Source organism: Streptomyces sp. NPDC055140 (assembly GCF_053607285.1).
The window spans coordinates 165,587-189,289 of sequence record NZ_JBSGTG010000002.1 but is presented as its reverse complement, the minus strand read 5'-3'; the positions used below and the strand labels follow the sequence as shown (position 1 = coordinate 189,289).

Genomic DNA, 23,703 nt, shown 5'->3' with positions numbered 1-23,703 from the left:
GACGTCAGACGGTCACCGTCCCGCCTTCCGGGAACGTGATCCGCACCTGCCCGCCGTCCCCGGGGGCCGCCACACATGAGATCGACTCGCGCAGGGACTGCGGACGCACGACGTCGCGCGTCAGGACCGCGAGCGTGACATGGACGCTCGGACCTCCCGGGTGGCCGGTCGCGCGGAGGTACGGCGTCGCCGAGTGCGGGCCGTAGGCGTTGGCCTCGACCTCCCGTGCGATGCCGGACTCCTCGTCCCAGCCGTGCAGCGCCACCACCGCGCTGGTCACCCCGGACTCCGTGCGTGTCAGTGCCCAGCCCGGGCCCCGCTCGGCGTGGACGCTGGTCTCGTCGGCGACCGCGTAGCCGCCCTCGCGCACCGTCACGCCCGCGGGAGCCTGCACCCGGTGCACGCGGATCTCCCAGGGCCCGTGCAGCACGGTCGTCGACTCGATCGGGAACTCCTCGTCGAATCCCGGCAGTTGGGCGTCATGGCGGGACGAGGCGACGCGCCCCTCGCAGGAGACCTGGTGGATCCGGCGCCGGCGCGACGGGGTGCCGTCCTCCGCGACGAGCGCCACATGGTTGTCGATGGTCCGCTGCCAGGCGTGCGGGGCCGACTCGGGCGCCGTCGCCGTGGAGTAGGCGAGCTTCGCGTAGTGCGGATCGTCCGTGGCGGGACCTTCGAGCGGGTTGTGGTCGCTGCCGTGGTTGATCAGCCGCACGATCCCGTCGTGGGGCGTGCCGTGCAGCAGCCAGCCGGGCGCGGGCAGCGCCGTGTACTGGATGGCCCGCTCGGACTTCTCGACGGGCAGTTGCGCCTCGCGCTCGGTCCACACCGGATGGTCGGCGGGCAGCAGCAGTCCGAGGAACCCCTTGCTCGCCCAGTACGGCGAGGCGGGGCCCGAGTAGGGCTGCGTCGTCGGCAGGAACGTCCCGTACCAGCCGAGCGGCAGCAGGCCCCGCTCGTCGGGGACGCCGCGCTCCACGAAGTGCCGCGCCGTGCCCGACGCGAGGCGCCGGGTGAGCCCCGGCTCCAGCGGGGTGCAGTCCGCGAGCGCGCCCATCCACACGGGCGCGGTGGCGGCGAAACGGTACGTCAGTGAGCGGCCCTGGTGCACGGGTGCCCCGTCACCGCCGAAGAAGTGCGGGTAGGTGGTGAGGAACTGAGACAGGCGCTCCCGGTAGTCCTTCGCGCGGCCGCCGTCGCCGTCCGGGCCCGCCATCCGCGCCCACAGCAGCGGGTACAGATGCATGGCCCAGCCGATGTAGTAGTCGAAGTTGCGGCCCTCGCCGTCGGTGTACCAGCCGTCGCCGACATACCAGTCCTCGATGCGGTCGAGACCGCCGTCGATGTCGTCCTGGCTGTACGGGGCCCCGACCGAGGCCAGGAACTGCTCCGAAACCACCTGGAACAGACGCCAGTTGTTGTCCCAGGTGCGGCCGCCGACGAAGCCGGAGAACCAGTCCACGATCCGCTCCTGGACCCGGGAGTCGAGCTTGTCCCAGATCCAGGGGCGGGTCTCGTGCAGCCCGATCGCGATGGACGCGGCCTCCACCATCTGCTGGGAGCAGTCGGTGAGTTCGGGCCACGCCTCGCCGTCGAGGCCCGTGCCGCGGCCGCGGTCGGTGCCGGTTGTCAGACCCTCCGCGTAGCGCTCCACGAGTCGGGGATCCACGTCCCCGCCCGCGCCCGCTATACGGAAGGAGGCCAGCAGGAATGACCGCGCGAACCCCTCGAGCCCGTCCGACACGACGCCCGACCAGCTGGCCCGCCCGGGCAGCCGGTACTGCGCGAACCCCGGCGTCGCGTACGGGACGAGCGCCTCCAACTGCCGGTCGGCGAGCGCCTCCCAGTGGGCCCGCGTCCAGCCCGTGAGCGGGGACAGGACACGGTCGGTGGGCGGCAGCGAGAGGTGCGGTGCGGGCATGGGGGCGTGACGCTCCTTGATCGGAAGTGGCGGGCCGGGGGTGACCCTATGCGCGCCTGGGACGGACGTCGACGGCCGGAACCGACGGACATGACCTCATGCGAGCTCCGCCGTGTGGCTGTGCCCGCGTGAGCCCGCGACGTCGACCGTCAGGACGGGCCGGCGGCCCGGGGTGAGCGTGATCGTGTCGTCGGCACGCGTCACCTTGCGGACGGGGAAGGGGAGTTCGACCGTGAGCGTCGACCCGGTGCGGCCGGGGTCGGCCACGGCGACCGCGATGGCGTCGCCGTGCCGCCGCACCAGGACGGTGCCGGGACCGGACGACGTGAGTCCGCCGGCGCTGCCGGGACCCCAGAAGTGTGCGGCGAGGAGCCCGAGTCGGCGCGCCTCGACGGCCTGGACCATGGCGTCGTTCGCCACGATCCGCACGGGCCGAGAGTGCGCCCAGACCCCGGTCGCCACGGCGCTCGCACCCGGCAGGAGCACATAGGCGTACGAGGAGTCGGTGGGGGAGGAGCCGTGGTCGAACCACAGCGTGACGTAGCGGCGCGTGACCGGGTCGGTGTTGCCACCGGTGTCCGCACCGGAGTTGAGGGCGCCCCAGGTGCCGGTGCGCTCCTCCCGCAGCGCTCTCAGCGGGACGCCGCCGTCCGGCCTCCGTCCCGGATGGTCGGGAAAGACATAGCCGCCCGTGCCCTCCAGATGTGCCCAGTCGGCGCCGGACAGCGATGCGGACCAGCCCTGCTCGCCCGGTTGCCGCATCCCGTCCACCAGGAGGCGCGGCGCTCCGTCCGTACGCAGACTGCGGTTCTCGACGACGGTCTCGATCGTGCGGCCGTCGCTCGCGGTGATGCCCGCGCCGAGCGCGACGACCGCGTTGTCCAGGCAGAACCACGCCTTCCGCGCCTGCAGGGTGCTGCCGTCGGCGATGAGTTCCATCGCAGCCGCGCCATAGCGGTCCTGGAGGACGGCGCCGCCCGCCACGGCGTTCTTCGGGCGGTACGTTCCGGTGCCGGCCCCGGTGCCGAGGTCCGCACGCGCGCGCGTGTCCACCGTCGTGCCCGGCAGCCGGTACGGGTCGACGGTCGGCCAGAACCCGTCGCCGAACTGGCCGAGGTCGTCACCGTCGTACAGATACGTCATACCGTCGCCGGTGTACCAGCCGTGCAGGTTCTCACCGTTGCCCGCCTCGTAGGCCGCGATGCGCTTCGAGGAGAGCGACAGGGCGAGCGCCCAGCCGGGGCGCCGGTGCACCACGCGGTCCATGTCGGCGAACGAGAAGTGACCGGTGAGACGCTCCGCCGCCGGGATCGCCTTGTCGTCGAGGACAGCCTTCGCGCGTGCCAGAGCCGGGATGCCGACGAGCCCCGCGTACGGATTGGCCTTGTTGCGGCTGATCCACCCCTTGGCGAGCGCACGCCAGCGGTCGGCGTACGGGGCCGGGGCGCCCGCGGCGAGCTGAAGGACGTAAGTGAGGGTGACAGCGCCGTCGTTGTAGTCGCGGGCCCGCTCGCGGGAGATCGCCCGGCCGCGCAGCGCGTCCATCATCAGCCCGTCGAACATGACGGGCGAGAAGGACCGCTCCACCGCCTCGTAGAGCACCGACACCTTCGGGTCGTTCAGGGCCCAGTCCGATCCGGCGAGCAGCGCGATCAGCTGCCCCGCGCTGCCGAGCAGCACACTGCCGTACGTCCCTGTGTAGGCGACGCTGTCGTGCTGGACGAACGACCCGTCCTCGTAGAAGCCGTCGCCCGAGGTGACATAGGTGAACAGGCTGCGGCGGCCGTTGTCCCGCACGTCCGACAGGCCGTCGCGGGCCAGCGCGACGGTGGCCGCGTCCCGGGCGAGGAGCCCGCGCAGGGCCACGATGACGGCCTTGTCGGCGCGGTTCGCGCCGGTCTCGGAGAGGGAGGGGGAGTTCGTGCGGCGGTCGGGGTTCGGGCAGAACTTCGCGACGGTCCCGACGTATTTGGCCAGATCCGCGGCAGGCAGCTTCGATCGCAGGAGCACGCAGGTGTCCATCAGCGCCCGGGGTGCGCCGATCTCCCAGAACCACCAGTTGCCGGACTCGCCGCGGGCCGGGTTGTAGCCGGTGCTGCCCAGGAAGCCCAGCGCCGCGACGAGTGTGTCGGCGACCTCGGCGCTGCCCGTCAGCGAGGTGCCGGGGGTGGCCCAGGCGGTGGCCAGGGTGCGCAGGCGCGGATAGCTCTGCCCGAACATTCCGGGGTCCGACGCGGGGGAGAGGTCGGCCCACAGCGCCTTCCTGCCCGCGCTCCGGTCGAGGTCCTTCCACCAGGCGGACGCCTGCGTGTCGAGAGCCTTGACGGCGGCCGCGAAGTCTGGATCGGCGGTGTCGAACGCGCCGCCGGTGAGCTGCTCCTCGGCGCGTGCCAGCAGTACGTCGAAGGCGTCGGCGGCAGGGGCGTCCGCCGCCGTCGCGACGCCCGCTGCCAGGGGGAGCGCCGCCGCGGCGGTCGCGCCCGCGAGGGTCAGGGTCTGTCTGCGAGTGAGGTCCATGTTCGGTGGGTCCCCTCCGGGTCGGTCGCGTCGGTCGCGTCGGTCGGGTCAGTCGGTCAGCGTGGCCGGTTCGACGGTCGGCTTGGGCAGCTGGAGCGCGGCGATCTCGGCCAGCCCGGTGGCGTCGATGGGGAAGGCCCAGTCGCGGCTGAAGAAGTTCGTGAGGTCGCGGCCGGAGACGCGGCTGGCGTAGGTCGACAGGGCGCGGTACCGCTTGGCGGTCTCGGTGTAGTCGGACTGCGGGTTCTCCTCGCGCACAAGCCGGTGCAACCGCGGCCAGAAGTCGTCACCGAAGGCCAGCTCCAGCTGCCGCAGCGGCACGAGCTTCTCGTAGGCGCCGAAGGACTTCTCGTACGTCAGCCCGTCCGTGCCGAACTTCGCGCGTGCGGACTGGAAGGGGTTGAGACCGGTCTTCGGGTCGACGGTCAGAAGGTTCGACGGCTGGCCAAGGGCCCGCTGCACCGCGAGCGAGTAGATGTTGACCGTGACCTCGGTCAGGCCCGTCGGCTTGTACGCCATCTGCTGATGCAGGTGCCCGAGTTCGTGGTAGAGGCCCCAGCCCCGGGTGCGCAGCCCGTCGACGGTGGTGGCGCGGTCGAGATAGGCGCGCGGGAAGCCGTTGTACCCGTGCGTGGCGTAGGCGCCGACGCCGGACGGGACCACCGACACCTCGGTGAAGTGGTAGCCGCCCGCCTTCGGCCGGTGCACCGGCTTCGACCCGTCGAGCCCGCTGATCCGGGACTCGGCCTCGATGATCTCCTCGACGAGCCGGAGCAGCGCCGCGTGGTCCTGGTCGCGGTACAGGAGCGCGCCGTCGCGCGTCAGCGTCATGATGGTGCGCGGCGCGTGCAGCTCGACCACCGGTACGTCGGTGAGCGTGTCCAACTGCCGCTGGTAGTCGGCCTCGGAGGTGTGGCCGAGCGTGAAGACGGGCATCGCGGTGGCGCCCGCCCTGAACTTCACGGCGGCGCGCTCGCCGTGGCCTTCGAGGGAGAAGTAGACGGGACCGCCGTGCGGGTCGGTGACCGTGTTGGCGCCCGGCTTCAGCGCATAGCTGCGCGGCTCCGTCACCGTGCCGTAGTAGTCCCACTGCCCGATCCAGAGCGTGGGTACGAGGCCGTCGTAGGGCAGCACGTCGAAGCGCAGCGCGGTCCCGGCCGGGACGTACTGCCCGGTCGGCTGGAACTCGGTGGCGCGCAGGGCCTGTCCGAGGCGGAGGCGCTCCGTCTCGGCGGAGGGGCGCGCGATGAGCGGGACGGTGAGGCCGACACCGCGCACGTCGTGGGCACTTGCGGTGCCGGTGCCGAGCAGCGTGACGGCTCCCGCGCCGGCCAGGGTGGCGAGCACCGCACGACGGGAGAAGCCCGAGGTGGCGGGGGTGTCGGCGGGGACAGCGGCGTCGGCAGAGGTGGCGGAGGGCATACGGGCAGGGCGCATCCAGAGACTCCCATGGGGATCAACAGCATCGGAGTGATGTGCGGGCTGCGCGCCAGCATGTAAGCGTTTGCTATTCCGCCGCAAGAGGGCCCGGCAAGTTTCTGTCTGTTACTACGACCTGAGGGAGGAAACCGGTGAACAGGGCCGGGCGGAAAGCCGTTGAACGGTCCAGGGCAGCATGCCGTGAGCCGGGGCGTCGTGAGCCGGTGCGCCGCAAGCCGGTGCGCCGGACATCGGAACGTCGTGAGCCGGTGCGCCGCAAACCGAGACGCCGCACACCGAGACGCCGTGAGCCGGGGCGTCGTGAGCCGGTGCGCCGCACACCGAGACGCTGTGAGCCGGGGCGCCGCAAGTCGGGACGCAGTTCACCCCCGGCGGCGTCGCACCCCACGCGGCGCCGCCACGGAATCGCGTACCACCAGATGCGTACCGAGGCGCAGCGTGCCCGTCGTCGGGGCCCGCCAGTCGTCCTCGTCGCCGCCCGCGAGGGCGACGCGGACGGCCTGGCGGCCCATCTCCTCCAGCGGGATGTGCACGGTGGTCAGGCGCGGTCGCAGCTCCTGCGCCACGGGCACGTCGTCGTAGCCGACCAGGGAGACGTCCTGCGGCACCCGCATCCCGGCCTCTTCCAGGGCCTGGGCCGCGCCCGCCGCCACTATGTCGTTGGCCGCGAAGACGGCGGTGAACTCCGGCCCGTCGCGCAGCAGTTCCGCCATCCGGCGGTGGCCGAACTGGCGACTGAACGCCCCCGGCTGCACGAGCGCCGGATCGCGCGGCAGCCCGCGCTGTTCCAGGGCGCGACGGTGGCCGGCGATCCGTTCCTTGGTGGTGGAGAGCCCCGGCGGCCCGCCCAGGTACAGGATCCGCTCGTGGCCCTCGGTCAGGAGGTGGTCGGTGATCGCGAAGGCGCCGCCCTCGTTGTCGTACTCGACCCCGACCGTGGGGGCGTCCTTGCCGAGGGAGGGGCGGCCGCACAGCACGAGTTTCGAGCCGCCGGCGTCCAGTTCGCGGGCGCGGCGTTCGAGTTCCGTGCGGTAGCCGCGGTCGGCGACGCTGCCGCCGACGAGGATCACCGCGTCGGCGCGGCGCTCGTGCATCAGCTCGATGAAGGCCAGCTCGCGCTGCGGGTCGCCCTGGGTGCTGCAGACCAGGCAGAGCCGGCCACCCGCCGTCGCCTCGCGTTCCACGCCGCGCGCGATGTAGGCGTAGAAGGGGTCGACCACGTCGCTGATGATGATGCCGACCGTGCGTCCGGAGACACCCGCCAGCGCGCGGGCATGGGCGTTGACCACATAGCCCAGCTCCCGCATGGCCTCCTCGACGCGCTCGCGGGTGGCGGCCGCGACCGGATAGTTGCGGTTCATCACGCGGGACACGGTCGCGGTCGACACGCCCGCGAGACGAGCCACGTCCACGACGGTCGCGCGCCGTCCGTTCGCCGTAGAGCCCTGCCGGGGCATCCGGACCTCCCCCTGGTCGTCGCGGTCGTCCTGACCGTCCTGGTCACCGGTCTGCGCGGCGGGCCCCGCGACCCGTCCCGCGACCCTCCCGTGCGCAGAGCCTATGGCGTCCGCGGAGCCCCCGCTCACGCGATCCGCTCCAGTTCCTCCAGGAGGACCGGGTGGTTGAGCGGCACCCCGCGCGCGTAGCGGGCGAGTTCGTCGACCGCGAGGGCGCCGAGCCGCCCCACCTCGTTGCCCTGCGCCCCCGCCAGGTGTGGGGTGATGAAGACGTTGGGCAGGTCCCACAGGGGGTGGTCGGCGGGTAGCGGCTCGGGGTCCGTGACGTCGAGTACGGCGTCGACCCGGCCGCTGACCAGGTGCGCGGTGAGGGCCTCGGTGTCGACGAGAGGGCCGCGTGCCGTGTTGATCAGCAGGGCGCCCGGGCGCATCAGCGCGATGCGCCGCTCGTCGAGCAGGTGGTGGGTGAGGGGGGTGGACGGCGCGTGCAGGGTCACGACGTCGCTGGTGGCGACGAGGGTGTCGAGGTCGGTGCGGGTGGCCCCGAGCAGCTCCGCCTCGGCGTCGCTCACGTACGGGTCGTGGAGCAGTACGTCGGCGTCGATGGAGCGCAGCAGCTGGATGACCCTGCGTCCGGTGCGTGACGCGCCGACCACGCCGACGGTGATGCCGTGTGTGCCGAGCCAGTGGTGGCGGTCGAGGTCGGCCGCGGTGCGGTGGGAGCGGCGGGACCGGAACAGCTGGGCGAGCGGGAAGGCCCGCTTGGCGCCCATGATGATCGCCGCGAGGGTGAACTCCGCGACGGGTACGGCGTTGGCGGCCGCGGCGGACGACACCGCGATGCCGCGCCCGTACGCCTCGGGGGTCAGGAACGTCTTGACCGTGCCCGCCGAGTGGATCACCGCGCGCAGCCGCGGTGCCCGGTCGAGCACGTCCGTGTCGATGTGCGGGCAGCCCCAGCCGGTGAGCAGGACCTCGCACTCGGCGAGCGCGGCCACCGCCTCGGGACTCCCGAACTCGCCCACCACCTGCGGCGGCCGGATGTCCGCGGACTCCTCGAGCCGCAGCCGTACGGCGGGCGGAAAGACGTCGTCGAGCAGCCCCGCGTCCATCGCCAGAACGGTACGGGGCCTGCGTGGGGGCCGTGTGGAGCCGGCGGAGTCGGCCTGGACCGGCGACTCGTCAGTGGTACGCACCCTGCCTCCGGACAGTAAACGTGTTCTATGAAGTCACCGCACGCTAGGGATCACGAGGGGTGAGCGTCAAGCATGCCGACCATGGCCCTCGCCCGCCTTACCGCGAGATAGTGTCAAATACCCGTCAGGAACGGGCAGTTGAAAAGCTCGCTTGACCCAGGTGTTACCCAGACCTATTGACGTGAGGGGTAACCGATTACTAACTTGCCGCCCCATGGCTGATACAACGCCCTCCCCGCCGGGGGCAGTTCACCGCCTCTCGCTGGGGCAGCGGCTCAAGCGGGACAGGGTCATGCTGCTGCTGACCCTGCCGGGCCTGCTCTATTTCTGCGTGTTCCACTACGTGCCGCTCCTGGGCTACGTGGTGGCGTTCCAGGACTACCAGCCGTACCTGGGCTACATGCACAGCGCCTGGGCGGGCGTCTCGAACTTCACGTCTGCCTTCGCCGACCCGGCGTTCTGGTCGGCGACCGGCAACACGCTGAAGATCGCGCTCGTCCAGCTGGTGTTCTTCTTCCCGGTCCCCATCGCCCTCGCGCTGCTGCTCAACAGCATCGTCAGCGACAGGGTCCGCCGGTTCGTGCAGAGCGTGGTCTATCTGCCGCACTTCATCGGCTGGGTCATCATCGTCTCGATCTTCCAGCAGATCCTCGGCGGCGCCGGCGTCCTGCCCGACCTCCTCGGCCACCTCGGCCTGCCGCGCTACGACATGACGACCGACCCGGCCGCCTTCCCCTGGCTCCTGACCCTCCAGGTGGCCTGGAAGGACGCGGGCTGGGGCACGATCATCATGCTCGCCGCCCTGCTCAACATCGACCGGGGCCTGTACGAGGCCTCGGCGATCGACGGGGCGGGGCGCGCCCGGCGCCTGTGGCACGTCACGCTGCCCGGCATCTCCCCGGTGATCATCCTGCTCCTGATCCTCAACCTGGGGCAGATCCTCTCCGTCGGCTTCGAGCAGATCCTGCTCCAGCGCGACGCGGTCGGCCCCGCCGCCGGTGAAGTCCTCGACACCTACGTGTACTTCCACGGGATCAAGAACAACGACTGGGGCACGTCGGCGGCCGTAGGACTGGTCAAGGCGGTCATCGGCACCGTCCTCGTCCTCGGTGCGAACAAGTTCGCCCACCGGCTCGGCCACGAAGGGGTGTACCGCGGTGCTGACCGCTGAGACGCAGACGGCGGCCGCCGGACGCCGCGCACGCAAGACGGCCGCCCCGGCCGAAACCGGCATCAGGGTGTCCGACGGCCGCCCGCCCTGGATGGAGAAGCCCACCCGAACCGGCCTGTTCCTCAAGGGACTCGTGCTGATCCTGGTGGTCGCGGCCGTCGCCTACCCGCTGCTCGGTGTGATCGGCACGAGCTTCGCCTCGCAGTCCGACATCATCCGCAGCCCCGGCCTGGTCCTGTGGCCCGACCACCCGACGCTCGAGGCGTACCGCACGGTCTTCAGCGGCGGCGTCGTCACGCACGCGCTGCTCATCTCCGTCGGCGTGACCCTCGTGGGCACCGCGACCAGCGTCCTCGTCACCATCGGGATGGCGTACGGCCTCTCGCGCCGCGAGGTCACCGGTTCCCGCTTCATCCTCATGACGGCCCTGTTCACGATGCTCTTCGACCCGGGCATCATCCCCAAGTTCCTCACCATCAAGGAACTCGGCCTGTACAACACCCTGGCCTCGCTCGTACTGCCCACCATGGTCAGCGCGTTCAACCTGGTCGTCCTGCGCTCCTTCTTCATGAACCTGCCCGAGGAGCTGTACGACGCCGCGAAGGTGGACGGCGCGGGCGACCTGCGCACCCTGGTGCGCATCGTGCTGCCGCTGTCGAAGGCCGTCATCGCCGTGATCAGCCTGTTCTACGCGGTGACGTACTGGAACGCCTTCTTCAACGCGATGCTCTACCTGAGCGACAACGACAAGTGGCCGCTCTCCATGGTCCTGCGCACCTTCGTCCTCCAGGGCCAGTCCCTCGAAGGGGCCTCGGCCGGTGAGGCCCTCGCGCCTCAGCAGGCCGTGCAGATGGCCGTCCTGGTGATCGCCGTCGTGCCGATCCTGTGCGTCTACCCCTTCCTCCAGCGCTACTTCACCAAGGGCGTCCTCACCGGCGCCATCAAGGGCTGACGCAGCACAGTCCCGTCCGTCCCACACCCCCCGCGCCCATGTCCCCTCCGTCACCGAGGAGTCCACCGTGCCGCGCTCCACCCCCATCAATCGCAGAACCCTGCTGAGGACATCCCTCGGCCTGGGCCTCGGACTCGCCGCGGCCCCGCTGCTGACCGCCTGCGGTGACGGCGGCGCCGCCGAGAAGTCCGCTGCCAAGAGCCGCAAGGTGCTGCCGTCCACCGTCACCGCCAACGGCGTCAAGGCCGACCTCCCCGGCACGGCCGCCGGTGTGCCCAACGCCTTCTTCAACTACCCGAAGTCCCCGGTCCGCTCCGTCGAGGGCACTCCTCTCAAGGGCGCCAAGACCGTCAAGGCGTTCACCGAGACCTACGCGCCGCCCGCCCCGGGCCGCGCCAGGAACGCCGCCTGGCAGGCGATCGAGAAGCGGCTCGGCGGCACGGTCGACATCACGGCCGTGGCCGCCGACGACTATCCGGCGAAGTTCTCGACGATGGTCGCGGGCGGTGACCTCGCGGACGTCTTCATGTACCCGGAGACCGGCGGCGTCGACCACAAGGCGGCCTTCCTCGCCGCCGAGTGCGCCGACCTGACGCCGTTCCTGTCCGGCGACAAGGTCAAGGCGTACCCGAACCTCGCGGCGATCCCGGCGAGCGCGTGGCAGCAGGCCCTCTACGGAGACAAGCTCTACGGAGTTCCGGTCACCCGCTACGGCACCTCGGGCGCCGGCTTCTACCGCCACGACCTGTTCAAGGAGGTCGGGGTCGACAGCCTCGACCAGATCACCGACCTGGACCGCTTCTTCGAGGTCTGCAAGGAGCTGACGCAGCCGAAGAAGAAGCAGTACGCGATCATCGCGGGTGCCACCAGCATGCTCGCCATGTCGGCCGGCGCGCCCTACTTCTGGTCGATGGACAAGAAGACCGGCAAGTTCACCGCCGACCTCGAGACCGACGAGTACCGCTCCGCCGTCGAGATGGCGGCCAAGCTCTACAAGGCAGGCTGCTACTACCCGGGCACACTCGCCATGACAGGCGCCCAGAAGGCCCAGTACACGGACCTCTTCAAGAACGGCAAGGGTGCGTACGTCTACGACGGCATGCCTGCCTATCTTCAGCCCTCCAGCGGTTACGTCGACGCGATGGCCGCCATCGACAAGAGCTACGACGTGCGGCCCTTCGTGCCGGTCGGGACGAAGGCGGTCACCTGGACCGACAACGCCACGCTCAGCGAGTCCTTCGTGAAGAAGGCTCCCAAGGCGCGCGTCGAGCAGATCCTGCGCCTCCTCGACTTCATCGCCGCGCCGTTCGGCACCGAGGAGTACACCCTGATCAACTTCGGGGTGGAGGGCACCGACTTCAAGCGCGACGCCCAGGGCATTCCGGTGCTCACGCCCGCCGGCAGCCAGGACATCGGCGTCCCCTGGGGCAAGCTCGCCTCCGCCATCCCGGCCCTCTTCTCGCCGACCTCGAAGGACGCGGTGACGCACGCGCACGAGGCGTACACGAAGCTCATCCCGATGCTGGAGAAGTCCGCCTTCCTGGACTACACGTCCCCGACCTGGGACTCGAAGGGATACGGCAGCCTCTACACGCTCAAGCTCGACGGGCTCAAGGACATCATCTCCGGCCGTAAGTCCATGAAGGACTACGACGCCCTGGTCAAGGACTACCTCGCCAAGGGCGGCGAGCAGTGCCGCTCCGAATTCGAGGACGCCGCCCAGAAGGGAACCGGCAAGTGACCCGCACCGTACGCGCCGCCATCGCCACCGCCGCGGCCGCCGCGACCCTCGCCCTGGCCGCGCCCGCGCAGGCCCACCCGTTCGACCCGAAGCCCGGCACGGACGGCGTCGGGGACCCGCTCTTCCCCACGCTCGGCAACGGCGGATACGACGTCCGGCACTACGACCTGTCCTTCGACTTCACACCGGTGACGTACGACTTCACCGGCACCATGAAGATCAGCGCGAAGGCCACCCAGGACCTCTCCTCCTTCAACCTCGACATCGACTCGCTCGCCATCGACGCGGTGAAGGTCGACGGCAAGGACGCGGCCTTCGCCGTATCGCTCGGCAAGAGCGGCCAGGAGCTGACGGTCACCCCCGGCGGCGGCCTGCACGACAACCGCCCCTTCGAGGTCGCCGTCACCTATCACGGCAACGGCAAGACCAAGCCCATCGGCGCACCCGGCTGGCGCTACATGAGCGACGGAGGGTTCGCCTCCGCGGCGCAGTCGTCCCGGGCCGACACCTTCGCGCCCGTCAACGACACGACGATGGACAAGGCGAGCTGGACCTTCCACCTCACCGCCCCCGACGGCTGGACACCCGGCGCCAACGGCACCGCGACCGGCACTCGCCCGGCAGGGGAGGGGAAGACCACCTCCGACTTCCGGCTCGACGCGCCCATGGCCTCCGAACTCCTCGGCATCTCCGTGGAGAAGCAGACCCTCCTGACCGGCGAGGGGCCGCACGGGGTGAAGCTGCGCCACTACGTCCCCGACGACCAGGTCGCCACGTACCGGCCCGTCGTCGAGCAGACCGGCGGCCAGATCGCGTGGCTGGAGAAGACCCTCGGCGTACGCTTCCCGTTCGACACCTACGGGATGCAGATCGTCCGTGACGGCTACAGCGACGCGTTGGAAAACCAAACCCTGTCACTGTTCGGGCCGGCCTGGTTCAAGAACGCGTCCACCTCCACGACGTACACGAACGTCATGGTCCACGAGATGACCCACCAGTGGTTCGGCGACTCGGTCACACCCACCACCTGGCAGAGCGCCTGGCTCAACGAGGGGCCCGCCGTCTACTACGCGGCCCTGTGGGCCGACCAGCAGGGCACCGCCTCCATGGAGGACAAGATGAGGACGGCGTACGGGAAGCTCGACGCCGTCCGCAAGACCGACGGGCCGCCCGGACTGCCCACCGAGCTCGGCGGGTTCAACATCTACGACGGGGCCGCCGTCGTGCTGTACGCCCTCAACCAGCAGGTCGGACAGGACGACTACGACGCGATCATGAAGTCCTGGCTCACGAAGCACCGGCACGCCAACGCCGACTCCCAGGACTTCATCGACAACGCGGTACGGGTCACGCACGACCCGTCGCTGCGGCCCTTCCTGGAGGACTGGCTGTTCAGCAAGGACAACCCGCCCATGCCCGGCCACCCCGACTGGAGCTGACGCCGACCATGAACGGCACCCGCATCGCCGTCGCCCTCGCCGCGACCGCCGCCCTCCTGTCGACCGCCCCCGCCGCGCACGCCGAGCCGTCCCCCCGCGTCCTGCACGCCGCCCCAGACGGATCCGGCACCGCCTGTACGCACGGCCGTCCCTGTTCCCTCGACGGCGCCCGCGACGCCGCCCGCACCGTCGAGGGACGCGACGTACGCGTCGAACTCGCCGACGGCACCTACCCGTTGAGCAGACCTCTGGAACTCGGCGCGGCCGACTCCGGGCGCGACGGGCACACCGTCACCTGGACCGCCGAGCGAGGCGCCCACCCCGTCCTCTCCGGCGGCAAGACCCTCAAGGGCTGGGACAGCAACACCGACGGGACCTGGACCACGCACGTCCCCGAAGGCGTCACGCCCCGCCAGCTCTTCGTCGACGGGGTACGGGCCGTGCGCGCACGCGGCGCATCGTGCGCCGCCTCCGTGTGCGACGCCACCAAGACCGGCATGACCGGCGCGAAAGCCACCGGCATCGCCTCCTGGGCCCGCCCCACCGACGCCGAGGCCGTCATCAGCGTCCGCTGGCGCAACTACCACTGCCGCATCGACTCCGTCACCGGCGACGTCCTGACCTTCGCCCAGCCCTGCTGGACCAACTCCGCCTCCGGCACGAACCGCACGGGCCCCGCCTGGGACACCACCACGGTCGACTCGTCGCGCTACACGAAGGTCAAGTACTTCGAGAACGCGCCCGAACTCCTTGACCAGCCGGGCGAGTTCGTCTGGAACCCGGACGCCCGCACCCTCACGTACCTGCCGCGCAAGGGCGAGGACATGCGCCGCGCCAAGGCCGTCACCCCCGCCACCGAGCGCCTCCTCGTCCTCGACGGCGCCCACGACGTACGCGTCGAAGGCATCGCGCTGCGGTACGCGGCCTGGCACCAGCCCTCCACCGACGAGGGCTACGCCGGCATGCAGGCGGGACTCGTGCTCACCGGCGCCACCGGCCCCGTCGACCACGCGGGCCGCTACTACACCAAGCCCTCCGCCGCCCTCACTGTGCGCGGCGGCAGGAATGTGGCCGTCGACCAGGTCGAGTTCAGTCACCTCGGCGGCGCCGGAGTGGTGTTCGAGGCCGGTACGCAGGACTCGAAGGTCACCCGGTCCCGCTTCACCGACCTGTCCTCCGGAGCCGCCTACATAGGGGACACGGAACCCATGCCGGCCGCTGAACTCGCGGGTGCGCGCAACACGGTGGCGTACAACACCATCCGCCGCACCGGCGTGGAGTTCACCGACGCCGTCGGCATCTGGGCCGGCTACGAGGCCGCCACCGTCATCGACCACAACACCCTCGACGACCTGCCCTACTCGGGCATCTCCGTCGGCTGGGGCTGGAACCAGCCCGAGGCACAGAAGTCCGTCCTGCGCGACAACCGGATCACGAACAACCGGATCACGAACGTCATGCGCGTCGAGCACGAGCAGCACGACGGCGGCGCCATCTACACCCAGGGCGCCCAGCCCGGCACCGTCATCTCCGGCAACTACATCAACCGCAGCGCCTTCGGCAACACCGAGCGCGACGGCAACGGCATCTACCTCGACGAACAGTCCAGTCACATCCGCGTCGAGGGCAACGTCCTCACCCGCCTCGGCTACAAGTGGGTGTCCAACTGGGCCGACTACGGCATCGACAACCACGCCACCGGCAACTGGACCGACACCGACGCCCCCGCCCTCGCCGGCACCGGCTCGGTGATGGCCGACAACCACACCAAGCTCGACCGGCTCCCCGCCGACGCGCTGGAGGTCGCCGCCTCCGCGGGCGCCCAGGGACACGGCCGCGTCGAACAGCTGCGCCCCGACCTCGCGCGCACCGGCACCGCCTCGCAGTCCTCCACGGACGGCACCGCCACCGCGGCCGCCGCGACCGACGGCGACACGTCCACCGACACCCGCACCCTGTCCGAGCCGGGCGCCTGGTGGCAGGTCGACCTGGGGTCCGTACAGCACGTCGGCCAGGTCGAGGTCTGGAACAACACCTCGATGACCACGACCGGCTTCGACGTCCAGCTGGCCCGCACCGCGGACTTCGCCGACGCCATCACCCTCCACGTCCCGGGCAAGGCCCTGCGGCCCACTGTCCTGGACACCGACAAGGGCACCGAGGCCCGCTACGTACGGATCAAGCTCACCGGAACGGGACGCGTGGCACTCGCCCACGTACTGGTCCACCCGTAGCTCCGTCGGAGGCCTGAAGGAAACCTGCGGCGGCGCTTAAGAAATCCTCGATGGACCAAGAGCGCCGCCGTACGGCAGATTTGCTCCCGTCGGCAGCAGGGCGCGCCGCAGCCGCACCAAGGCGCCCGCCCGTGCTGTCATTTCACTCTTCCCCTCGCACGGCGGCCGGTCCCGGCATGCCGTGACGCGGGGTGCGACGACGGGAGCCGTGCGTTGAAGGCGCTGGTCAAGGAGAAGTCCGAGCCGGGACTGTGGCTGACGGACGTGCCCGAGCCGGGCATCGGTCACGGAGATGTGCTGATCAAGGTCCTCAGGACCGGGATCTGCGGCACCGACCTCCACATCCGCAACTGGGACGGCTGGGCGCAGCAGGCGATCAGCGCGCCGCTGATCGTCGGCCACGAGTTCGTCGGCGAGGTCGTCGAGACCGGCCGTGACGTCGCCGACATCGCCATCGGCGACCGCGTCAGCGGCGAGGGTCACCTCGTCTGCGGCAGATGCCGCAACTGTCTCGCCGGGCGGCGCCACCTGTGCCGCTCCACGGTCGGGCTCGGCGTCGGACGCGACGGCGCGTTCGCCGAGTACGTCGCTCTGCCCGCTTCCAACGTGTGGGTGCACCGCGTGCCGGTCGACCTCGACGTGGCCGCGATCTTCGACCCGTTCGGCAACGCCGTGCACACCGCCCTGTCGTTCCCGCTGGTCGGCGAGGACGTCCTGATCACCGGCGCCGGGCCCATCGGCCTGATGGCCGCGGCCGTCGCCCGGCACGCCGGCGCCCGCAACGTAGTCGTCACCGACGTCAGCGAGGAGCGCCTCGACCTGGCCCGCAAGATCGGCGTCAGCCTCGCCCTGAACGTCGCCGAGACCACGATCGCCGAGGGCCAGCGCTCCCTCGGCCTGCGCGAGGGCTTCGACGTCGGCCTGGAGATGTCGGGCAACCCCGTCGCCATGCGCGACATGCTCGCCAACATGACCCACGGCGGCAAGATCGCCATGCTCGGCCTGCCCGCCGAGGAGTTCGCCGTCGACTGGTCCCGGATCGTCACCTCGATGATCACGATCAAGGGCATCTACGGCCGCGAGATGTTCGAGACCTGGTACGCGATGTCGGTCCTCCTGGAGGGCGGCCTCGACCTCGCCCCCGTGATCACGGGCCGCTACAGCCACCGTGACTTCGAGGCCGCCTTCGACGACGCGGCCAGCGGCCGCGGCGGCAAGGTCATCCTCGACTGGACTGTCTGAGCACAGCCCACCGAGCCCCGACCTCCTGACCGACCTCTTCTTTTAAAGGAAGTCACCATGTTCGACTCCGTACGCGACGATCTCCAGGCCACCCTCGACGAGATCACCGCCGCGGGCCTGCACAAGCCCGAGCGCGTCATCGGCACCCCGCAGTCCGCGACGGTCGCCGTCACCGCGGGCGGCCGCCCCGGCGAGGTCCTCAACTTCTGCGCGAACAACTACCTCGGCCTCGCCGACCACCCCGAGGTCATCGCCGCCGGCCACGAAGCGCTCGACCGCTGGGGCTACGGCATGGCCTCCGTCCGCTTCATCTGCGGCACCCAGGAGGTCCACAAGGAGCTCGAGGCGCGCCTGTCCGCGTTTCTCGGCCAGGAGGACACGATCCTCTACTCCTCCTGCTTCGACGCCAACGGCGGTGTCTTCGAGACGCTCCTCGGCGAGGAGGACGCCGTCATCTCCGACGCGCTGAACCACGCCTCGATCATCGACGGCATCCGCCTCTCCAAGGCCCGCCGCTTCCGCTACGCCAACCGCGATCTCGCGGACCTGGAGCGGCAGTTGAAGGAGGCGCAGTCCGCCCGCCGCCGCCTCGTCGTCACCGACGGCGTCTTCTCCATGGACGGCTACGTGGCGCCGCTGCGCGAGATCTGCGACCTCGCCGACCGCTATGACGCGATGGTCATGGTCGACGACTCGCACGCCGTCGGCTTCGTCGGCCCCGGCGGCCGCGGCACCCCCGAGCTGCACGGCGTCATGGACCGCGTCGACATCATCACCGGCACCCTCGGCAAGGCGCTCGGCGGCGCCTCCGGCGGCTACGTCGCGGCCCGCGCCGAGATCGTCGCGCTGCTGCGTCAGCGCTCGCGCCCGTACCTCTTCTCCAACAGCCTCGCCCCGGTGATCGCGGCCGCCTCTCTCAAGGTCCTGGACCTGCTGGAGTCGGCGGGCGAGCTGCGCGAGCGGCTCGCCGCGAACACGGCGCTCTTCCGCACCCGCATGGCACAGGAGGGCTTCGACATCCTGCCCGGCGACCACGCCATCGCGCCCGTCATGATCGGCGACGCGTCCGTCGCGGGCCGCATGGCCGAGCTGCTCCTGGAGCGCGGTGTGTACGTGATCGGCTTCTCGTACCCGGTCGTCCCGCAGGGCAAGGCGCGGATCCGCGTCCAGCTGTCCGCGGCGCACTCCACGGAGGACGTGAACCGGGTCGTGGACGCCTTCGTCGCGGCGCGCGCGGAGCTCGACGCGGAGTCCGCCGGGGCGGCGAGCTGACCTGGGGCCGCAGGCCCCCGGTTCGGACATCGGCGGCACATTTGGGAGAATCGGTCGCATGATCGAAGCGCGGCGGCTGCACATCCTCCGAGCGGTGGCCGACCACCGCACCGTGACGGCGGCTGCCGCCGCGCTCTATCTGACTCCGTCGGCGGTCTCCCAGCAGCTGACCGCCCTGGAACAGGAGACCGGACACCGGCTCGTCGAGCGGGGCGCGAAAGGCGTCCGGCTCACCCCGGCGGGCGAGATCCTGCTCACGCACACGAACGCGGTCCTCGCCCAGCTGGAGCGGGCGGAGGCCGAGCTCGCCGCGTACAGCTCGGGGGCGGCCGGCACGGTCACCGTTGCCGCGTTCGCCACCGGGATCGGCCTGGTCGTCGCACCGGCCCTGACCCGCCTCGCGCGGACGGCGCCCGGCATCCGGATCCGGGTCCAGGACGCCGAGGGCGACGCGAGCCTGCCCATGGTCCTCGACCGGCAGGTCGACGTCGCGGTCGCCGTCGAGTACCGGGGGGCGCCGGGAGCGGACGACGCCCGCCTCACACGCGTACCGCTGTACGCCGAGCCGTTCGACGCGGTGCTTCCGGCGGCGCACCGGCTTGCGGCGTCCGACCGGGTGCCGCTCGCCGAGCTGGCCAAGGACACCTGGATCGGCCCGTTCCCCGGTAACCCGTGCCACGACGTGGTGGTCCTGGCCTGCGAGCACGCCGGTTTCCAGCCGCAGGTCGAGCACTCCTCGGACGACTTCCGTGCCGTCGTGGCCCTCGCCTCGGCGGGCGCGGGCGTCGCCCTGGTGCCGCGCTCGGCGCTGCGCGGCATGGACCTGTCGGACACGGTCGTCCGTCCGGTCGACGGGGTGGCCCCGACCCGCAGGGTCTTCGCGGCGGTCCGCTGCGGGGCGGAGGAGCACCCCCTGATCAGGCCGGTTCTGGAAGCTCTGGGCGAAGCGGCCGAGTAGCCGGGAGGCCTCCGGATCACCCCGGTGCCCCCGTGCTCGCCCGTATCCGTACCTCGCCGACGATCCGCTCCACCCGTGAGCGTGGCCCCCTGGGTTCGCGCAGCGCGAGGTCGAGGGCGGCGCGGCCCATGCCGGTCAGGGGGAGGGACACCGTTGTGAGGGGCGGGGTCAGTTCGCGGACCAGGGGGATGTCGTCGAAGCCCGCCAGTGAGACGTCCTGAGGGACGCGCAGACCGTGGTCGCGGAACGCGGCGAGCGCCCCCACAGCCATCACGTCGGTGACGGCGAAGACGCACGTGGGCCGGGGTGTGCGGCGCAGCAGTTCGCTCGCCGCCGCGTAACCGCCGTCACGCGTGAAGGCGCCCTCGACGACCCGCTCGTCCGCAAGGGACACCCCCGCCTCGGCGAGACCCTGCCGGAATCCGGTCAGCCGGTCCGCGACGGTCGTCAGCCGTGCGGGCCCGGCGAGCACCCCGAACTCCCGGTGCCCGAGGCCGAGCAGCGCGCGGGCGAGCGCCGCCGCCCCCGCCCGGTTCTCCGGCAGCACGGTGTCGACGCGCAGACTGCGGTGCCGGCTCACGACCGCGACCCGGCCCCCGCCGCGCAGATAGGGAGCGATCTCGGACTCGAGTGAACGCTCCCACGCGGGGTCCTGGAAGCCGGAGCCGATGAGCAGGATCGCGCGGGCCCGCTGCGCCCGCAGCATGGAGATGTACGCGATCTCGCGCTCGGGCGCGCGGAACGTGCTGGACAGCATCACCAGCAACCCGCGCTCGGCGGCCCGCGCCATGATGCCGCTGGCGATCGCGGCGAAGTACGGGTCGCCCACGTCGTGGCAGATGACGCCGACGGTGTTGTTGGAGGCGCTGGCGAGGGCCTGCGCGTGGGCGTTCGGGATGTAGCCGAGTTCGTCGGCCGCGGCGCGGACCCGGCGTAACAGGTCGTCGCGGACGCGGGTGGTGCCGTTCAGGGCGCGGGACGCCGTCGCGGGGGAGACCCCCGCCGTGCGGGCCACCGCGTCGAGGGTCACGTGCGGTTCTTGCGGGTGCCCCTGCGGTTCGCTCACTCTGCCCCCTCGGATTCCGGTTGCGGCCCCGGTCGCAGGAAACTTCGGAACGGCCTATTGACCCTGTGCTCCACGAGTCATTAGCGTGGCTGACATCTTACCAGAAAGCGCTTTCTGAAAGCGATTTCTCATCTTCGTTGTCGTCCTGCCTGTTGTTCCGTTACCTCGATTTCTCAGCTCTCCTCAACTGCCTCCCGATTCCGTAGGAGTTCATCGTGAGTCAGAGCACGCTACCTGCAACTCCCGCCAGAACAGCGGGAGTTGCAGACCGGCAGGCACCCGGCTTCCGCCGGCGTGCCGCGGACATCGCCGAGCGGAGCTGGCGCCCCGTCGCGCTGCTCGTGATCTGCTTCGTCGCCTGGTGGGTGATCGCCGCGGCGGAGCTGGTCGAGCCGTATCTGGTGCCGTCGCCGGGCCGGACCCTCGACGTCATCCTCGACAAGCCGGACTACCTCTGGCAGCACACCTGGGTGACCACGTACGAGACGCTGCTCGGCTTCGTCATCGCCGTCGGCGTAGGCATCTTCTCCGCCGTGATCATGGTCTACTCGTCGACCGTCGAGAAGACCCTCTATCCGATCCTGCTCTTCGCCCAGGTCGTCCCGAAGATCGCGATCGCGCCGCTGTTCGTGGTCTGGCTCGGCTTCGGCATCGCCCCCAAGATCCTCATCGCCGTACTCATCGCGTTCTTCCCCGTCGTCATCTCGATGGTGACCGGACTCAAGGCCGTCGACCCGGAGATGCTCCAGCTCTCCGCGACGATGGGCGCGAGCCCCTGGCAGACCTTCCGCAAGATCCGCTTCCCGGCCTCCCTGCCGCACCTGTTCTCCGGCCTCAAGGTGGCCGTCACGCTCGCCGTCACCGGCGCCGTCGTCGGTGAATTCGTGGGCGCGAACGAGGGGTTGGGCTACGTCATCCTCCAGGCCAACGGCAACCTCGACACTCCGATGCTCTTCGCGGGCCTGCTCGTCATGTCCTTGATCGGTGTCGTGCTGTTCGTCCTCGTAGAGATCGCCGAGAAGCTGCTCCTGCCGTGGCACGCGAGCCGCCGCGACATCGCGGCGACCACGGCGTACTGAACGCCGGCACCCCGGGAACCTCCCGGGACCACCCACCGACCGCCGCCAGAAGGGCCGCTCCATGAACGCGCGCAGACTCCTGACCGGACTCGTCCCCCTGACGCTCGTCGCCCTGACGGTGACGGCCTGCGGCGACGACTCCGGCTCCACGTCGACCAGCGACTCCGGCAAGAAGCTCGACAAGGTCACCCTGACGCTCAACTGGTACCCGTACGGCGAGCACGCGCCGTTCTACTACGGCAAGAAGCAGAAGATCTTCGAGAAGCACGGCATCGACCTGGAGATCCGCGCGGGACAGGGCTCGCAGAAGACCGTGCAGGCCACGGGCGCGGGGCAGACCGACTTCGGCTGGGCCGACACCCCCGCCGTGCTCGCGGGCGTGGACCAGGGCGTCAACGTGAAGAGCCTGGGCGTGTTCCTCCAGACGACGCCCGCGTCGGTGCAGTCGTTCGCCGGCCAGAACATCAAGTCCCCCGCGGACCTCAAGGGCAAGACCATCGCGGGGACGGCGGGCGACGCGCTCTCCAAGACCTTCCCCATCTTCCTGAAGAAGAACGGCCTCGCCGAGTCGGACGTCAAGGTCCAGAACACCGACCCCGCCGGCAAGATCGCCGCCGTCATCTCGGGCAAGACGGACGCACTGCTCGGCTACGCGAGCGACCAGGGCCCCACCATGCAGGACAAGGCCAAGAAGGACGTCGCGTACCTCCGCTTCTCCGAACACGGCCTGAACTTCTACTCGAACGGGCTCATCGCGGGCTCCAAGACCCTTCAGAGCAAGGGCGATCTGGCCAAGCGCATGGTCGAGGCAGTCAGCGAGTCCTGGGCCGCCGCAGAGAAGAGCCCCGAGCCCGCCGTCGCCTCCATGAAGGGCGCGTCCGAGCAACTCCCGCCGGAGAACGTGCTGTCCGAGCAGTTCAAGACGACCCTGACCCTCCTGCACACGGACGCGACGCAGGGCAAGGCGCCCGGCGCCAACACCGAGGCCGACTGGCAGCAGACCATCGACGTCTTCGCGCAGGCGGGCATGGTCAAGAACCCGAAGCCGGTGGCGGACTACTGGGATTCGGCCAACGGGATCAAGGGCTGAGCACCCGTCCCGTACAGCCCACAAGGAGAGCTGCACCATGCCGAAGGACGCGACACTGAAGAAGGCAGACGGAGCGAGCGGACACGTCGGGCCCGCCGTGCGCGCGGCGGACGTCGACGTCCGCTTCCGTACGAAGAAGAAGGACGTCACCGCGCTCACCGACGTCTCGCTCGACGTCGCGGCCGGCGAGTTCGTCGCCATCGTCGGACCGTCCGGCTGCGGCAAGTCCACGCTCCTCAAGCTCGTCGCGGGGCTCCTCGCACCCTCGTCCGGCGAGGTCAGCCTCTACGGCGAGCGGGTGCGCGGCCCGCGCCACGACATCGGGTACGTCTTCCAGCGCGCGGCCCTCCTGGAGTGGCGCTCCGCGCGCCGCAACATCCTGCTCCAGGCGGAGATGCGCGGCATGCCCGCCGCCCAGGCACGCGCGCGTGCCGACGAACTGATCCGGATGACGGGCCTCACCGGCTTCGAAGACGCCTATCCGCACGAGCTGTCGGGCGGCATGCAGCAGCGGGTCGCCCTGTGCCGGGCGCTGCTGCACGAGCCGCCCGTCCTGCTCATGGACGAGCCGTTCGGCGCCCTCGACGCGCTCACACGCGAGCAGCTCAACGTAGAGATGAACCGCATCTGGCGCCAGACCCGCACCACCGTCCTCCTGGTGACCCACTCCATCGCGGAGGCCGTCTACCTCGCGGACCGCGTCGTCGTCATGAGCCCGCGCCCCGGCACCGTCACCGAGATCATCGACGTCGGCCTGCCGGCCGAGCGGGACTACGCGGCGACCCTCGCGACCCCGGAGTTCCGCACGGCGACGGGCCGCATCCGCGAGCTCCTGGGCGCGGTCTCGGCGCACGACTGAGCGCACACCGCTACGCGTACGCCGCCTTACGTGCAAACAGGGACCCCGCGCCCCGCGACGCTGTTCCGC

At 70.8% G+C, this 23,703-nt stretch carries 17 protein-coding genes; 11 read left to right on the top strand and 6 right to left on the bottom strand.

Going from position 1 to position 23,703, the window contains the following annotated elements; translation table 11 throughout:
- Nucleotides 1-4: 4 nt before the first annotated feature.
- The 5 genes from ACWFR4_RS04745 to ACWFR4_RS04725 all read right to left on the bottom strand — a co-directional run bounded on the left by ACWFR4_RS04745 (nucleotide 5) and on the right by ACWFR4_RS04725 (nucleotide 8,447).
- Nucleotides 5-1,921 carry a DUF2264 domain-containing protein gene (locus ACWFR4_RS04745; protein ID WP_453650836.1) on the bottom strand — a complete coding sequence of 639 codons (1,917 nt, stop codon included), beginning with the start codon at nucleotides 1,919-1,921 and terminating at the stop codon, nucleotides 5-7.
- 96 nt (nucleotides 1,922-2,017) lie between these two features.
- Nucleotides 2,018-4,438: a polysaccharide lyase 8 family protein gene (locus ACWFR4_RS04740; protein ID WP_453454910.1), complete on the bottom strand. Its 2,421-nt coding sequence runs from the start codon at nucleotides 4,436-4,438 to the stop codon at nucleotides 2,018-2,020.
- 48 nt (nucleotides 4,439-4,486) lie between these two features.
- Entirely contained in the window at nucleotides 4,487-5,875 is a 1,389-nt protein-coding gene (locus ACWFR4_RS04735; RefSeq protein ID WP_453454907.1) for a M60 family metallopeptidase, read from the bottom strand.
- A gap of 365 nt (nucleotides 5,876-6,240) precedes the next feature.
- On the bottom strand, nucleotides 6,241-7,335 hold the full coding sequence (locus ACWFR4_RS04730; protein ID WP_453651394.1) for a LacI family DNA-binding transcriptional regulator: 1,095 nt from the start codon (nucleotides 7,333-7,335) through the stop codon (nucleotides 6,241-6,243).
- Between the two features lie 125 nt (nucleotides 7,336-7,460).
- On the bottom strand, nucleotides 7,461-8,447 hold the full coding sequence (locus ACWFR4_RS04725) for a hydroxyacid dehydrogenase (protein WP_453454981.1): 987 nt from the start codon (nucleotides 8,445-8,447) through the stop codon (nucleotides 7,461-7,463).
- Nucleotides 8,448-8,745: 298 nt separating this feature from the next.
- Here ACWFR4_RS04725 and ACWFR4_RS04720 point away from each other — a divergent pair, with 298 nt between their 5' ends.
- The 8 genes from ACWFR4_RS04720 to ACWFR4_RS04685 all read left to right on the top strand — a co-directional run bounded on the left by ACWFR4_RS04720 (nucleotide 8,746) and on the right by ACWFR4_RS04685 (nucleotide 19,540).
- Nucleotides 8,746-9,702 carry an ABC transporter permease gene (locus tag ACWFR4_RS04720; protein WP_453454904.1) on the top strand — a complete coding sequence of 319 codons (957 nt, stop codon included), beginning with the start codon at nucleotides 8,746-8,748 and terminating at the stop codon, nucleotides 9,700-9,702.
- Between the two features lie 91 nt (nucleotides 9,703-9,793).
- Nucleotides 9,794-10,654 carry a carbohydrate ABC transporter permease gene (locus ACWFR4_RS04715; RefSeq protein ID WP_453651392.1) on the top strand — a complete coding sequence of 287 codons (861 nt, stop codon included), beginning with the start codon at nucleotides 9,794-9,796 and terminating at the stop codon, nucleotides 10,652-10,654.
- A 67-nt stretch (nucleotides 10,655-10,721) separates the two neighbouring features.
- Nucleotides 10,722-12,395 (top strand): extracellular solute-binding protein, encoded by a 1,674-nt coding sequence (locus ACWFR4_RS04710; protein ID WP_453454902.1) that lies wholly within the window; start codon nucleotides 10,722-10,724, stop codon nucleotides 12,393-12,395.
- Complete coding sequence (locus tag ACWFR4_RS04705; RefSeq protein ID WP_453650834.1) at nucleotides 12,392-13,834, top strand: M1 family metallopeptidase; 1,443 nt, start codon at nucleotides 12,392-12,394, stop codon at nucleotides 13,832-13,834. Before ACWFR4_RS04710 ends, ACWFR4_RS04705 begins: the two co-directional genes overlap by 4 nt.
- 8 nt (nucleotides 13,835-13,842) lie before the next feature.
- Nucleotides 13,843-16,068 (top strand): right-handed parallel beta-helix repeat-containing protein, encoded by a 2,226-nt coding sequence (locus ACWFR4_RS04700; RefSeq protein WP_453650832.1) that lies wholly within the window; start codon nucleotides 13,843-13,845, stop codon nucleotides 16,066-16,068.
- A 213-nt stretch (nucleotides 16,069-16,281) separates the two neighbouring features.
- The gene (gene tdh, locus ACWFR4_RS04695; protein ID WP_453454894.1) at nucleotides 16,282-17,310 is read left to right on the top strand and encodes an L-threonine 3-dehydrogenase; all 1,029 of its coding nucleotides are present in this window, start codon (nucleotides 16,282-16,284) and stop codon (nucleotides 17,308-17,310) included.
- A gap of 57 nt (nucleotides 17,311-17,367) precedes the next feature.
- Complete coding sequence (locus tag ACWFR4_RS04690) at nucleotides 17,368-18,582, top strand: glycine C-acetyltransferase (protein WP_453650830.1); 1,215 nt, start codon at nucleotides 17,368-17,370, stop codon at nucleotides 18,580-18,582.
- Nucleotides 18,583-18,640: 58 nt separating this feature from the next.
- Nucleotides 18,641-19,540, top strand: a complete 900-nt coding sequence (locus tag ACWFR4_RS04685; protein ID WP_453454888.1) for a LysR family transcriptional regulator — start codon at nucleotides 18,641-18,643, stop codon at nucleotides 19,538-19,540.
- Between the two features lie 16 nt (nucleotides 19,541-19,556).
- Here the strand turns inward: ACWFR4_RS04685 and ACWFR4_RS04680 are convergent, their stop codons facing one another.
- Nucleotides 19,557-20,570 (bottom strand): LacI family DNA-binding transcriptional regulator, encoded by a 1,014-nt coding sequence (locus ACWFR4_RS04680; protein ID WP_453454976.1) that lies wholly within the window; start codon nucleotides 20,568-20,570, stop codon nucleotides 19,557-19,559.
- Nucleotides 20,571-20,821: 251 nt separating this feature from the next.
- On the opposite strand from ACWFR4_RS04680, the gene ACWFR4_RS04675 reads away from it, so the two are divergent.
- The 3 genes from ACWFR4_RS04675 (at nucleotide 20,822) to ACWFR4_RS04665 (ending at nucleotide 23,634) form a co-directional block, all read left to right on the top strand.
- Nucleotides 20,822-21,685, top strand: coding sequence for an ABC transporter permease (locus tag ACWFR4_RS04675; RefSeq protein ID WP_453454885.1), 864 nt, complete (start codon nucleotides 20,822-20,824; stop codon nucleotides 21,683-21,685).
- A gap of 61 nt (nucleotides 21,686-21,746) precedes the next feature.
- Entirely contained in the window at nucleotides 21,747-22,775 is a 1,029-nt protein-coding gene (locus ACWFR4_RS04670) for an ABC transporter substrate-binding protein (protein WP_453650828.1), read from the top strand.
- A 37-nt stretch (nucleotides 22,776-22,812) separates the two neighbouring features.
- Entirely contained in the window at nucleotides 22,813-23,634 is an 822-nt protein-coding gene (locus tag ACWFR4_RS04665; protein WP_453454880.1) for an ABC transporter ATP-binding protein, read from the top strand.
- The last annotated feature ends 69 nt before the right edge of the window (nucleotides 23,635-23,703 follow it).